General features: G+C 57.8%; 14 protein-coding genes and 1 pseudogene. 1 reads left to right on the forward strand and 14 read right to left on the reverse strand.

From position 1 onward, the window contains the following. Window positions 1-68 precede the first annotated feature (68 nt). From araH to H7698_RS24350, 14 genes and pseudogenes are all read right to left on the reverse strand, one after another. Window positions 69-1,037: an L-arabinose ABC transporter permease AraH gene (gene araH / locus H7698_RS24285; protein WP_162436413.1), complete on the reverse strand. Its 969-nt coding sequence runs from the start codon at window positions 1,035-1,037 to the stop codon at window positions 69-71. A gap of 12 nt (window positions 1,038-1,049) precedes the next feature. Continuing rightward, window positions 1,050-2,591 carry an L-arabinose ABC transporter ATP-binding protein AraG gene (araG, locus tag H7698_RS24290; protein ID WP_194693006.1) on the reverse strand — a complete coding sequence of 514 codons (1,542 nt, stop codon included), beginning with the start codon at window positions 2,589-2,591 and terminating at the stop codon, window positions 1,050-1,052. A gap of 64 nt (window positions 2,592-2,655) precedes the next feature. Next, window positions 2,656-3,660 carry a substrate-binding domain-containing protein gene (locus H7698_RS24295; RefSeq protein WP_162436415.1) on the reverse strand — a complete coding sequence of 335 codons (1,005 nt, stop codon included), beginning with the start codon at window positions 3,658-3,660 and terminating at the stop codon, window positions 2,656-2,658. Window positions 3,661-3,765: 105 nt separating this feature from the next. Then, entirely contained in the window at window positions 3,766-4,584 is an 819-nt protein-coding gene (locus tag H7698_RS24300) for an SDR family oxidoreductase (protein ID WP_194693007.1), read from the reverse strand. Between the two features lie 196 nt (window positions 4,585-4,780). Then, complete coding sequence (locus H7698_RS24305) at window positions 4,781-5,656, reverse strand: SMP-30/gluconolactonase/LRE family protein (protein WP_194693008.1); 876 nt, start codon at window positions 5,654-5,656, stop codon at window positions 4,781-4,783. A gap of 35 nt (window positions 5,657-5,691) precedes the next feature. Then, on the reverse strand, window positions 5,692-6,408 hold the full coding sequence (locus H7698_RS24310) for a FadR/GntR family transcriptional regulator (protein WP_162436418.1): 717 nt from the start codon (window positions 6,406-6,408) through the stop codon (window positions 5,692-5,694). Window positions 6,409-6,510: 102 nt separating this feature from the next. Next, the gene (locus H7698_RS24315; protein WP_162436419.1) at window positions 6,511-7,071 is read right to left on the reverse strand and encodes a DUF1285 domain-containing protein; all 561 of its coding nucleotides are present in this window, start codon (window positions 7,069-7,071) and stop codon (window positions 6,511-6,513) included. Window positions 7,072-7,088: 17 nt separating this feature from the next. Then, window positions 7,089-7,697, reverse strand: a complete 609-nt coding sequence (locus tag H7698_RS24320; protein ID WP_162436420.1) for a DUF4823 domain-containing protein — start codon at window positions 7,695-7,697, stop codon at window positions 7,089-7,091. 116 nt (window positions 7,698-7,813) lie between these two features. Then, complete coding sequence (locus tag H7698_RS24325) at window positions 7,814-8,782, reverse strand: GTP 3',8-cyclase MoaA (protein WP_194693009.1); 969 nt, start codon at window positions 8,780-8,782, stop codon at window positions 7,814-7,816. A 139-nt stretch (window positions 8,783-8,921) separates the two neighbouring features. Next, complete coding sequence (locus tag H7698_RS24330) at window positions 8,922-9,560, reverse strand: TetR/AcrR family transcriptional regulator (protein WP_162436422.1); 639 nt, start codon at window positions 9,558-9,560, stop codon at window positions 8,922-8,924. A 342-nt stretch (window positions 9,561-9,902) separates the two neighbouring features. Continuing rightward, window positions 9,903-10,688 carry a TatD family hydrolase gene (locus tag H7698_RS24335; RefSeq protein WP_194693010.1) on the reverse strand — a complete coding sequence of 262 codons (786 nt, stop codon included), beginning with the start codon at window positions 10,686-10,688 and terminating at the stop codon, window positions 9,903-9,905. Window positions 10,689-10,703: 15 nt separating this feature from the next. Further along, window positions 10,704-11,060 carry a PilZ domain-containing protein gene (locus tag H7698_RS24340; protein WP_162436424.1) on the reverse strand — a complete coding sequence of 119 codons (357 nt, stop codon included), beginning with the start codon at window positions 11,058-11,060 and terminating at the stop codon, window positions 10,704-10,706. A gap of 42 nt (window positions 11,061-11,102) precedes the next feature. Beyond that, window positions 11,103-12,089 (reverse strand): DNA polymerase III subunit delta', encoded by a 987-nt coding sequence (locus tag H7698_RS24345; RefSeq protein WP_162436425.1) that lies wholly within the window; start codon window positions 12,087-12,089, stop codon window positions 11,103-11,105. Further along, window positions 12,082-12,420: pseudogene (locus H7698_RS24350) on the reverse strand (dTMP kinase); the annotation flags it as partial. The pseudogene H7698_RS24350 and the gene H7698_RS24345, both read right to left, overlap by 8 nt. 100 nt (window positions 12,421-12,520) lie before the next feature. Here H7698_RS24350 and H7698_RS24355 point away from each other — a divergent pair. Further along, entirely contained in the window at window positions 12,521-13,354 is an 834-nt protein-coding gene (locus H7698_RS24355; RefSeq protein ID WP_194693011.1) for a deoxynucleotide monophosphate kinase family protein, read from the forward strand. Window positions 13,355-13,357: the final 3 nt, after the last annotated feature.

Here is a 13,357-nt window from a genome sequence, read left to right on the forward strand (position 1 = left end):
GTATGAAATAGTTTGTATGTAGGACGCTTCCTTTTTTACTGAAATCAAAGAAGAAACAGACATCAGTTTTAGCGTTGTTTCAGCCGGTCAATCACAACGGCCAACAACAAAATCGAACCCCGAATCACATACTGATAAAACGTATCGATGTTCTTCAGGTTCATCGCATTTTCGATGATCGCCAAAATCAAGACCCCGGCAATCACGTGCCTAATCATGCCAATCCCACCGCTCAGCGACACGCCACCCAGCACGCACGCCGAGATGACCGTCAGCTCGAAACCCTGGCCGATCATGGGTTGCCCGGAGGTCATTCGCGACGCCAGGATCACCCCGGCCAACGCACCGATCACGCCGTGCACGGCAAAGATGATGATCTTGGTGCGATCGACATTCACCCCGGCCAGCAGCGCCGCTTCCTGGTTACCGCCGATGGCCATGGTGTTGCGTCCGTAGGTGGTGTAGTTGAGCAGCCAGCCGAAAAACAGAAAGCACACGATGGTGATCAGGATGGGGACCGGCACACCAAACAACTGACCGTTGCCGAACACGAAGAACTGCTCCTGGGAGACGCCGACCGCTTTGCCGTTGGCGAAAATGTAGGCCAGGCCGCGAACAATCTGCATGGTCGCCAGCGTGGTAATCAACGCATTGACCCGCAGTTTGGCGATGACGATGCCGTTGATCAGCCCGACTATCAGGCCCATCAGCAGCGCTGCGCTGACCCCGAGAAACACACTGTCGGTGTCGCGCATCACCACCGCCGCCACGACACCGGCACAGGCAATCACCGAGCCCACCGACAAGTCAAAATGCCCCGACGCCAGGCAGTACAACATGGTGCAGGCCGCGATCCCGGTCGTCGAAATTGCCAGCCCGAGGCCGCGCATGTTCAACGGTGAAAGGAAGTTGTCGATCAACAGTGTGCAGAGCACGAAGATCCCGACGGCCGCGAGCAACATGACCCAGTCATCGAGAAACCGGCGCAGGTCCAAAGGCTTGCGCTCGGTAGGCAAAGCGTTGTTTTGGGTTGTCATCATAGTCACCTCTCAGTTCGCCACGCCGTCAGCGCGGTGGCGTGGCAAAGCCAATTGCAGCAGGTTGGATTCATTGGCCTGTTCGCGGGTGAGTTCGCCACGCATCGCGCCTTCGCACAGCACCAGAATGCGGTCGGAAATCCCCATCACTTCCATCAGGTCGCTGGACACCACGATCACTGCGATGCCACTGGCAGCCAGGTTGTGGATGATCTGGTAGATCTCGGCTTTCGCGCCGATGTCGATGCCGCGTGTGGGCTCGTCAAGCAGCAGTACTTTCATCGGCATCGACAACCAGCGACCGAGAATGGCCTTCTGCTGATTGCCTCCGGACAGGTACATGATCTTCTGCGCCGCATCGGGGGTTTTTACCTTCAGGGCCTTGATCTGTTTGTCGGCGTTGCCCTTTTCCCACAACCCTCGCAGCAGGCAACCGAACGTGGAATGCGCGCCGCGAGCACTGATATTGATGTTCTCGGCGACGCTGGACAGCGGCATGATGCCTTCCTTCTTGCGGTCTTCGGGGCAGAGCAAAATGCCTGCCGCGATGGCGTCCCGGGGCGAGCGCAGGTTCAGTTCGTGGCCGCGAAGTTCCAGGCGTCCGGCGGTGTTGCGTTCGAGCCCGCTGAGCATGCGCAACAACTCCGTGCGACCGGCGCCGACCAGACCGAACAGCCCGAGAATCTCGCCCTTGTGCACGTCAAAACTCACGGGGTCGCGCAATCCAGGGCCGAGCAAGCCATGCACTTTGAGCGCCACGGCGCCGCGCTGCCGAGGGCGGTAATCGTAGATGTCCTGAATATCGCGACCGACCATGCACGTCACCAGTTGGTCGTGGCTGAGCGCGCTCATGTCCTCGAAGGTGCGCACGTAGCGACCATCCTTGAACACGGTGACGGCATTGCAGATGCGGAAGACTTCTTCCATGCGATGGGAGACGTACAGCACCACTTTTCCCTCGTCCCGCAGGCGGCCGATGATCGCCATCAAGCGATCGATTTCTCGTGCCGACAGGCTGCTGGTGGGCTCGTCGAACGCGATCACATGAGCGCCGCGTGACAACGCCTTGGCGATTTCCACCAGTTGCCGCTGACCGAGGGACAGGCGCCCTACTTTCTCTTGCGGATCGATTTCGTCGGCCAGCCCCTTGAGACAAGCCAGCGCCTGTTGCCGTAATGCCGAGCGATTGATCAGGCCGAAGCTTGCAGGCAGATGACCTAGGAACAGGTTTTCCGCGACCGTCATTTCCGGCACCAGGTGCAGCTCCTGATGGATCACCGCGACGCCACTGCCGATGCTGTCAGCCGTCGACTTGAAGACGTGCGTCTGATCACCGATTTGCAGATCGCCGCTGCTTGGCGTGTATGCGCCACCGAGAATTTTCAACAGCGTGGATTTGCCGGCGCCGTTCTCACCCATCAAGGCGTGAACCTGTCCCGGATGGGCGACGAAGCTGATGCCGTCCAGCGCCTTCACCCCCGGAAAGGTCTTGCCGATCCCGTTGAAGCGCAAGCTGCCGCCGGCACTGTATTGCAGTTGTGTTTGCGCGTGCATAACCACCTCATCACACAGATCAGGCAGCCCCGTCGCCAGGGCCACCAGCGAAATCAATCAACCCTCAATTCCAGAGGCCGATCTTTTCCAGTTCCTGCTTGAAGTTCTCGCGAGTGATCAGGGTGACGTCGTCCATCGCGGTGTACTTGGGCGGCTCTTTGCCAGTGGTGACCCACTCGAACATCATGCTGGCGGTGTTGTAGCCCTCGATGTGGGGGCTAGGCAGCATCGAGCCGAAGAAACCACTGTTGGCTTTCTTCAGTTCGCCAATGGCGTCGGTGCCGTTGATGCCAATGCCGATGACATTGGCCGCTGCAAACCCGGCGCTTTCGGTAGCACGCACGCCGCCCAGCACGGTGTTGTCGTTCATGCCGCCGATGATCAGGTTTTTTGCTGCGCCTGGCAGTTTGACCAACGCCGAGTTGGTGGCGTCCATGCTGCCCGGCACGTCGAGGGTTTTCAGTGCCGAGAACAGGATGTGGTCTTTCGGCAGACCGGCATCTTCCAGGGCTTTCGCTGAGCCGTCGGTGCGTTTCTTGCCGGTGTCGAGTTCGTTGTAGGTGTTGATCACCGCGTAGGTGTCTTTCCAGTCCCAGCCGCGTTTTTTGGCTTCGGCGGCCATCGCGTTGCCCTGTTTCTGGCCGACTTCGAATGCCGCCATGCCCAGGTACGGAACGTCTTCCATGAACTTGCCGCTGGCATCGACGAAACGGTCATCGACGGCGATCACTTTCAAGCCGTTGAGTTTGGCCTTGGCCATGATCGCAGGGCCCAGGGAGACATCCGGCGGGCAAATCACGAAGCCCTTGGCGCCATTGGCAGCCAGGCTGTCGATAGCCGAGAGGGTTTTCTCGCCGTCGGGCACGGCGATCTTGATGACCGTGAAACCTTTTTCTTTACCCGCCTTCTCGGCGAACGCCCATTCAGTCTGGAACCAGGGCTCTTCCGCTTGCTTGACCAGAAAACCGATCTTCACTTCCTCGGCCGCCATTAACGTACTGCCGAGACTGAACGCAGTGACCGCCAAGGCGGCACAGCACAGGGAACGGATCCCACGACGACGATTCATAAGCTGACTCCTTGTTATTTTTGTAGAGTTCGATAAAGCGAGAAATAGTCATATCGTATGATGATTGGATTACAGGCGAAGTCGTGCGCCTGAGACCTGTTTTACTCAGTCGTGGTACATGACCGAGCGGCCACCATCGATGGTGATGCAGGAAGCATTGATGAACGGTGCTTCATCGCTGGCCAGGAAAACAGCCGTCATCGCCACCTCCATCGGCTGCCCGATGCGGCGCGGTGGATGCAGATCGAAAGCGCGCTGACGCTCGGCGTGGGGATCGGCGAAACCGTTCCAGTAGTCGACATTCAGTTGGGTTTCGATGTAGCCCGGCGCGATCGCGTTGACGCGGATACCCTTCGGCGCGTATTCGATGCCCAGCGCTCGGGTCAGGCCGAGCAGGCCATGTTTGGCGACCGGGTACGGGAAGCAGCCCGGGATGATGTGGGTGGAATGGGTCGAGGCAATATTGATGATGCTGCCGATGCCCTGCTCGATCATTTGCGGCAGCACCGCTTTACAGCCGTACCAGGCGCCATCCAGATCGATGGCGAAGCAGCGACGCCAATCCTCTTCGGTCATTTCCAGCGGATCGCGGAATACGTTGACCCCGGCACAATTGACCAGCACGTCGATTCGACCGTGCAGCTCGATGGCCAATCTGACCATGGCGTGCAAATCCTCCTGGCGTGAAACGTCGGCCTTGATGGCCTGGACATCGAAGCCCTTTTCACGCCAGTGCGCCGCGACTTTTTCGACTTTCTCCGCCTGGATGTCGCTGATGACCAGCCTGGCCTGCTGCGAGGCGAAGGTCGCGACAATGGCTTCGCCAATGCCCTGGGCGGCGCCAGTCAACAGCACGACCTTGTTTTTCAGTCGCTCGCCCGTTGGCGGCTCGGGAACTGGCGGCAGGGATAAAGGTTCAGCCATGGATCAAGACTCCTTTTCGCAGGCACGACAAAAACCGGGCATCTGTGGATGTCCGGCCGAAAGCTTTTCTGGAAAATCGCTGCATCACTTCACCTGTTTTATTTTTTTAAGTGTGAGTGCGTGTAACTGATGGCCGACTATAAACCTGACGACCCAATAATCTCAATATATACTTTTACATCCCATATTTTGGGATCTATCCCGCAAAACGCTGACAAGGTTTTCCGGGTGTTTCGACCTCAATGGAAAGAACAGCGCCGTCAAGGGGATGCTTTAGCGGGCTGGCTGCGCTGGTGATGTAGAGGGTTTTCAAGTCTGCACCGCCAAACACGCAGCTGGTCGGGCGGCTGACTGGCAGTTCGATCACGCGGTCGACTGTGCCGTCCGGCGTCAATCTGAGCAGGCAACTGCCGTCCCATCGGGCGTTCCAGATGAATCCCTCGGCATCCATCGCCGAGCCGTCAGGGCCGCCGCGCTCATGGGGACCGAACCAGACCTGCGCGGCATCGAGGTTGCCATCGGTGCGGATGAAATGCCGGTAGAGCGTGCTGTCGAGGCTGTCGCCGAAATACACGGTGGTTGCGTCATCGCTCCACAGCAAGGTGTTGGGAATGCCCAGTCCGCGGAGCAACGGCATGACCCGCGCATCACGATCGATACGAAACAGGCCACCGGAACGTCGCACGACGGGCAAGTCCTCGCCCTGCTCGCCGATGTTGTTTTGCATCGTGCTGAGCCAGAGTCTGCCCTGAGCATCGCAACGCGCTTCATTGGGACGATTGCCCGGCTGCGGATCAGCGACACAGAACAAGGTCAGACGCGGCTCAAGGCCCGGGGAGTCAAGGTCCAGTCGATACACGCCACTGCTCAATGCCACCAGCGCATCGCCGCTTTCACAGGGAATGGAGGCGGATACGTGCTCTGGCATCTCCCAGATCTGCACATTGGCGCCGATCAACCGCAGCGCTTGCTTGCCAGCAATATCCACCCAGTAAAGCGCTTGGGTGGGGACGTCCCAGAATGGGCCTTCGCCGAGCTGCGCGCGGTGTCCGGTCACTGCGGTCCACGTCATGAAACCTCCTGCATGCATGTTTTTAGGCGATACGTTCAGCTGGCTTTTCGGTCAGCCATGACTTGTGGGTAGAACCGCTTGATAGCCAGATCGGCATTGTCGATGAGTGTCATGCAGGCCCAGACACCGCGCGCCGCATCCCGCGCGGCGATAGCGTCGGCCATGTCTTTGTGGATCGGCAGGGTGCGGCGCAATTCGTCGGGGTCGGCTGCGGAGACCTCGAACGAGACAGCCAATAATGCGCCGAGCGCGGGGACCATCTGTTCGATGAACTGGTTGTGGCTCGCGGCGAGGATGCATTCGTGAAAGAACTGGTCTGCGCGGTTGTAATCGATGCCGCTTTCCACAGCACGTTCCAGCGCGTTGTAGGCCTGCAGGATGGCTTGCACCTGGTCGACCGTGGCCCTTTCGCACGCCCAACGCACGGCCATTGGCTCGATGGTTCGGCGCAGGTCGAGGAGATCGTCGACAAAGTTTTCCGGTAACCCGTTCCGCGAAAGCCACCCTACGACTTGCGGATCAAACAGGTTCCAGCGCCGCACTGGCAGAACCCGCGTCCCCACCTTGGGCCCGACTTCGAGCAGGCCTTTGGCGACCAGGGTTTTGATGGCCTCGCGGATGACGGTACGGCTGACACCGAGCTGCTCGCCAAGGTCGGCTTCTACCTTGAGGGTTTCACCGGGCTTGACCTGGCCAGCGGCGATCCAGCTACCCAGCCAGTCGACCGTCGATGCGTGAAAGCTGCTGGACATGGGGACCCCGGAACCGTTCGCTAAGGAGGTCTACGCTAATCATCACATGATTGGGTGTCAATTCGATTTTATTCGAAATCGCAGAGCGCCTCACAGGAGGGATCAGGGTTCGAGACCTATAGGGAAAAATTCTCCGCCGCTCCACACGCCCAACCAATGTTGCCCATCGATTTCGCGGGTCACGGCCAGCTCCACCAGTTGGTAAAACACATTGCGATGGATGAGTGCTTCAAGGTTAGTGCGCACGTGCACGTAAGGCGCCGGCTCTTGGGTGACGGGGTCTGTGACAACGCGAATCGGGTGTTCGGCGCCCGCTTCGGCGAACTCATCGACGTTGGTGGTAAAGCGCAGCACCTGGGACTCGCCCTCGCCTTCTACCTCTACGGCGATGGCCACGAACGGCGCATCGTCGACCTTGATACCGACCTTTTCGACGGGGGTAATGAGGAAATAATCATCGCCGTCGCGGCGAATGATGGTGGAGAACAGCTTGACCATCGGCTTACGTCCGATCGGCGTGCCCAGGTAATACCAGGTGCCGTCCCGGGCGATGCGCATGTCGATATCGCCGCAGAAGTCGGGATTCCACAGGTGGACCGGCGGCAAGCCTTTGGTCTTGGGGATTTGCCCCAACAGGTCGTTGGCTTTTTGCGGGCCGCTCATGGCGATCTCCTTATGAATTATTGGTCACTTAGACCCAGCAGGCTGCGCGCGTATTGCTCCAGTGGCGGGCCCATCAGGTCTTCCGGCTTGGTGTCGTGGAATGTCAGCAAACCGCCACGACTCTTGATGCGTGCAGTATCAATCAAATACTGGGTGCTGGTCTCGATCAACATGATCTGAATGACGCCAGTGTCCACGCCCAGCCGATCCACGGCCTCTTGATCGAGCCATTCGTCCGAGTTGCCGATACGGTCATCGGACTTGGCGAAACGCGTGTACAGAAGATAGTGCGCGCCGACAGCCCGGGCTTCGCCCATGGCTTCATCAAGACCTTCAGGCATGCGGGCACGGCGAACCATGGGGAAATACTCGATGAAGCCATCGAAGGCGACCTCGGCAATCACGTTAGGTCGTGGGTAGGTGGTGCTGCCAGGCGGCGCGAAGGCGCCCTGGGCGATGTAGATGAAGGAGTCCGGCTGAATACGCAGGTTATTCACGCGGCGACTGTCGCTATGGTCAAGCAGACCGGCGTCGCTCATGTGGTAGCGAGTCCCTTCGGCCATATCGCTGACGTTCATGCAGCCACCAAGCGCCAAAATGGCCAGCAGCAAAACCAGGCTACGCATCCTATCCTCCAGAGGCCGGTGACGGAAAACCGGCGAATGGGCGTTGGATGCAGCTTCCGCGCCAGCACGAAGAGGCTATGACGGGTCTTTCAAATAAAATGCGGACTTGAGGCAGATCAGCCACCAATAATCTTCATGATGGTCGCACCACCTGAGAATGCCACCTCCTGCTTGTCGCCCAAGGCTTTCACCAGAAGTCGCTGCAAGGCCGGGAGCGCTTGATGACGAGGTTTATCCAGCAGGTCGCCGACATAGTGACGGTTGCTCGACGACAGGCAGCCATGCAGCCATCCCGTCGACGACAGACGTAGTCGCGAGCAGGTGCGGCAGAACGGTACGCTTTCGTTGGCGATGACGCCGAAGTGGCCCAGCCCCGGAACCTCATAGCGCACCGCAGTGGCATCAACGGGCGCATCGGCTTGCAGGTATTCGTAGCGCTCACCAATCAGGCTGAGCAACTGTTGCAGGCTGACGAATTGTTGCAGAAAGGCGTTGGAGTCGCTGGCCAGATGTCCCATGCGCATCAGTTCGATAAACCGCAGCTCATACCCGCGCTCAAGGCAGTAATCGAGCAGCGGCATTACCTGGTCAAGATTCTGTCCACGCAGGGGCACCATGTTGACCTTGATCTTGATGCCGGCTGAACTGGCCTGATCCATGCCGTCGAGCACGGTCGCCAGATCACCACCGCGAGCAATACTGCGGAATGCGCTGGCATCGAGGGTATCGAGTGACACGTTGATGCGCCGGATTCCGGCATCAACCAAAAGCGGGAGTTTTTTCGCGAGCAACTGGCCATTGGTGGTCAGGCTGATATCGTCCAGCCCCATCTGCCCTACGGCTGTCATGAAGGCTTCGAGCTTGGGACTGACCAGTGGTTCGCCGCCGGTGATCCGTAACCGCTCGATTCCGGCGGCCTCGATCAAATACTCCACGCCGCGTGCCATGGCCTCTGCCGACAGCTCATCCTGCGCAGCGACCAGCCGCTTGCCGTTTGGCACACAGTAAGTACACGCGTAGTTGCAGGCTGAGGTCAGGCTGATCCGCAAATTGCGAAAACGCCTGCCTTGACGGTCAACGATCATGGATCACTCCGGCAATGGGATATTAGAACGCGTAAAACTTGACTCACAAATCAAGTTTTAGCAAGTCCCAAACCTGAGTATATTCCTGCGGTACTGCGCCATGTAGCAAAATCATGGCGCAATAAGGCGAATGAATGGCTCAGCTACCAGAAGTGTCGGGGTCGCGCTTGCGTTTGTTACCCATGCGCACGCCGATGTCCATCAGGAACTGGAAGAAACCCTCCTGATCTTCCAGGACATTGCTCCAGAACGGCGAGTGATACAGCGCCACCGCGCCATGCACCAGCGCCCAGGAGGCGCAGTAATGGAAGTAAGGCGGTACGTCTTCGAGCTTGCCTTCGCTGATCCGGCCCTTGATCAGCAGGGTCAGACGTTCGAAGTTCGAGGCGCGGATCTTGTGCAACTCCTCGACCATCTCAGGCACCTGATTGCCCTTGACCACCTTTTCTTCCAGGCGATCGAACAATCGATAGCGTTGCGGATCGCGCATGCGGAATTCGAAGTAGGCGCGAGACAGCGCTTCCTTGTCCTTGTCGACATCAGCCGAATGCAACAGCTCGTTCAAATCACGCTCGTAATCGAGCATAAGGCGCAGGTAAATCTCGGCCTTGGATTTGAAGTGCTTGTAGATCGTGCCTTTGCCGATACCGACGGCATCAGCAATCATCTCGACGGTGACACTGTCTTCACCTTGTTCGAGGAACAGCTTGAGCGCGGTATCGAGAATTTCTTGCTCGCGGCGACGAAACTCACGGACCTTACGAGGTTCTTTATGCATAAGAAAAGGTCTGTAGGGGTCAAAATTCGAAGCCGCGTATTATGCCTAACTTGCGCAAAAATGCACGGATCATCCGACCATATCTATGTTTCTTGTAGATTTCCTGCAGGGTCGTACGTTGATGAGAACTCTTCCGAAGCGCCCGTATTCCAAAATTGTTTAAAAACCCGACGGGCTAAACTGGACTCGGCGCAATACTGATCAATACTTCAACTGTCGGCGGGACATCTCCCCCAAGTGTCGCGCTGATAAAGGTACCAACGGACCGCGTATCTTTGTTTTACTCCTAATGGTCTTAACCCGGATTCACCCCCCAGAACCCGGGTTTTTTTTGCCTGCGATTTAACCTTTCACGTGCGCCAGCGGAAACAGCCGCTTGAAATTTTCGGTCGTTTGCTCGGCAAGTCGCTCGTAAGTCTCACCACGCAACATTGCCAGAAATTCCGCTACCTCACGCACGTATTGCGGCAGGTTCGGCTTGCCGCGATGCGGGATCGGCGCAAGGTAGGGAGAATCGGTTTCCACCAGCAAACGGTCTGCCGGGACCTTACTGGCCACATCGCGCAGCGCGTCGGCATTGCGAAAAGTGACAATACCGGACAAGGAAATGTAATAGCCCATGTCCAATGCAGCTTTCGCCATGTCCCAGTCTTCGGTGAAACAATGCAGGACGCCCGCTTGCGGCAGCGCGGCTTCTCGCAGCAGGTTCAAGGTGTCGGCGCGTGCACCCCGGGTATGGATGATGACCGGCTTGCCGGTTTGCTGCGCCGCCTGCAGGTGCAGGCGGAACGACGCTTGCTGCAGTTCTGCCGCTTCCGGCTCGTAGTGATAGTCCAGACCGGTTTCCCCGATCGCGACCACACGTGGATGATTGAGCTCGCGCAACAGCCAATCGAGCGCTGGCGCGGCATCCGGCTGTACATCCAGCGGGTGCACGCCTACCGAACAATCGACGTCGTCATAGCGCTCAGCGAGCGCTTTGACGTCGGCGGCGTTGTCGACGCTGACACCGATACACAAAAAGTGTCCGACTCCGCGCTCGCGGGCCGCATCGAGTGCTGCATCCAGGGAGCCGTTGTGAGCGGCGAGGTCAAGGCGATCAAGGTGACAATGGGAATCTACGAGCATAAAAAAGGCTGCAACTTACATCGTATGGGTGGGACGGTCGGATTTAAGCGCTCCGGCCAGATGGGTTTCGATTCGATTTCGCGCCGTGTTGTCGCCGTCGTTGAACTGCACGCCAACGCCGGCAGCCCGGTTGCCCTGGGCACCTTTGGGGGTAATCCAGGTCACCTTGCCGGCGACTGGAATTTTCTCGGCTTCATCCATCAGGTTCAGCAACATGAATACCTCATCGCCCAACTTGTAGTTTTTGTTGGTCGGGATAAACAGTCCACCATTCTTGATGAAGGGCATGTAGGCGGCGTACAGCACCGACTTGTCCTTGATGGTCAGGGACAGGATGCCGTTTCGCGGTCCAGAGTTGATGGGTTCATTCATGCTGACCTCCACTGCTGATGTTCAGAGTCTAGGCACACTCGATCACTTCTGGGTAGGCAAAGACGCCCATTGCACCAACAGCGCCTCGAGGAGCAACACCCGGTTGAGGTTAGCTTTGCTCATGACCTTCTGGCGCTGGGCAAGGATCCAGTCCTGAATATTCAGGACTTTATCCTGAGCGGACTTTTGCGCGAGGTACTGAATCACCTTGCGCATGTCCACCAGCCCTAACCCTTCTTCATCCTGAGTCAACTGGTAGCGCAATATGAGGCTCGACCAGTCGCAGAACCAGTCGAACAGCAGCAGCAAAGGAATCGCATTCCAGCCTTCCGCCAGTTGGGTCGGCGATTGCTGTTGCTTGAGGAGCTTCTTCACGCCATCGACCACCAGCGCCCGCTGCTCACGCACGCCTTGCGCCTGCAAGTTGACCGCCGCCAGTGGCGAACCCGCCGCCAGGGTCAGCAGTTCGACGCGCTCTTCTTCGGAACAATCCGGCAATGTCTTTGCCAGCCATGCAAGGCTCATGGCCTCACTGGGCAATGGGCACGCCTGCTGTACGCAGCGACTCTTGATGGTGGGCAACAGTCGACTGGTCTGGTGGCTGACGAGCAGCAACACGGTATCGCCCGAAGGCTCTTCGAGGCTTTTGAGCAAGGCGTTGGCGGCGTTGATGTTCATCGCCTCTACCGGCTCGATCAACACCACTTTGCGCCCGCCCATTTGCGCGGTCTGCACCACGAAGCTGACGAGATCACGAACCTGATCGACCTTGATCGCCTTATCGGCTTCTTCCGGTTCCAGGATGTAGTTGTCGGGATGACTGCCGGCCTTCAGCAACAGGCAGGATTTGCATTCGCCGCAAGCGTCCTGAGCACTGGGACGCTGGCACAGCAAACTGGCCATCAGACGTTCCGCCAGCGCGCGCTTGCCGATTCCCGCCGGACCATGCAACAAGTAGGCGTGCGCATGTTGCTTGCGACCGGCCAATTGCTGCCAGAGTGCGTCCTGCCACGGATAGGCTTCAGCCACGGGTCAACTCCAGCAAGCGCGGCAGCAAGGCGTCCAGAGACTGCTGAACCTGCGCCAGCGGCTGGGCAGCATCGACGAGCACGTAACGCGCCGGGTCGGCTTCCGCGCGCTTGAGAAACGCACCGCGCACGGCATCGAAGAATGTGCGGCCTTCGAGTTCGAAGCGGTCGAGGCGCCCTCGAGCAGACGCACGCGCCAGGCCGATTTCCACGGGCAGATCGAAAATCAACGTAATGTCCGGGCGCAGATCACCTTGAACGAACGTTTCGAGTGCCGCGATACGCTCAAGCGACAAGCCGCGCCCGCCGCCCTGGTAGGCATAGGTGGAATCTTGTTTCGGAATCAGGCAGAGTGGAAACAAGCTGCTATACTCGTGTTTGGAAAAAATGTAAACAAGCTAAAGAACCTTATAGGTCAGGGGGTTAGTCAAGATGAAGAGAGTCGTAGGACTTGCTGCTAAGGCCAGGTCTGGTAAGGACACAGGTGCGGCCATCCTGCTTCAGCACCCCGAGGTGATAGCCTATGCTCTGGCCGATCCGCTCAAGAGTGGGTGTCAAGCTCTCTTCAATCTGTCCGATTCACAGACGTGGGATGATAACTTAAAGGAGATCAAGGTGGGGGCTTGGGGCCTTTCCCCGAGGGAATTCTTCCAGCGAGTAGGTACGGAATGGATGAGGGATCACAACCCAGTCCACTGGCTGATGCGCGCTGATCGCGAAATCTACGCCCAGGAGCCCATTCCTATCCTACTCCCGGAACAGCTCTCACACCCTGACCTTCCCTTCATCCTCGGCGCCAAAGCATTCTTCAACATGAGCGATGAGCAGTGCTGGGAGCTTGATGCGACACCGATCATTGATCCGTTCTGGCAGATGACGCCTGGTCAAATGATTGAACTGGTGAAAACTAAGGCTTTGAAAGACTTCCCAGATTTCTTTGCTCGCCGCAGCGCAATGCCAGAGCAAGACATCAATAACTCGACTTTTGTCACCAAGCCCGCACTCAACACCCAATACAAAAACATCATCATCATTAAAGACATTCGGTTCGAGAATGAGGCCGATTACATTCGGAAAATTGGTGGAGCGATCTGGCATATCGTCCGAGAGGATGCAGAGCCTGTTAATCAGCACTCTTCCGAGTTAGGGATTGCCGTCCAGGATTCCGACACAATCATACAAAACAACGGAACACTCGAAGAGTACCGTGACAAATTGGACAGTGCATGGGCCGCTCTTTCTGAAAGGATCAGCAATGAGGTGTAAGCC

The organism is Pseudomonas sp. p50(2008), assembly GCF_015351605.1.
Lineage (GTDB): Bacteria > Pseudomonadota > Gammaproteobacteria > Pseudomonadales > Pseudomonadaceae > Aquipseudomonas.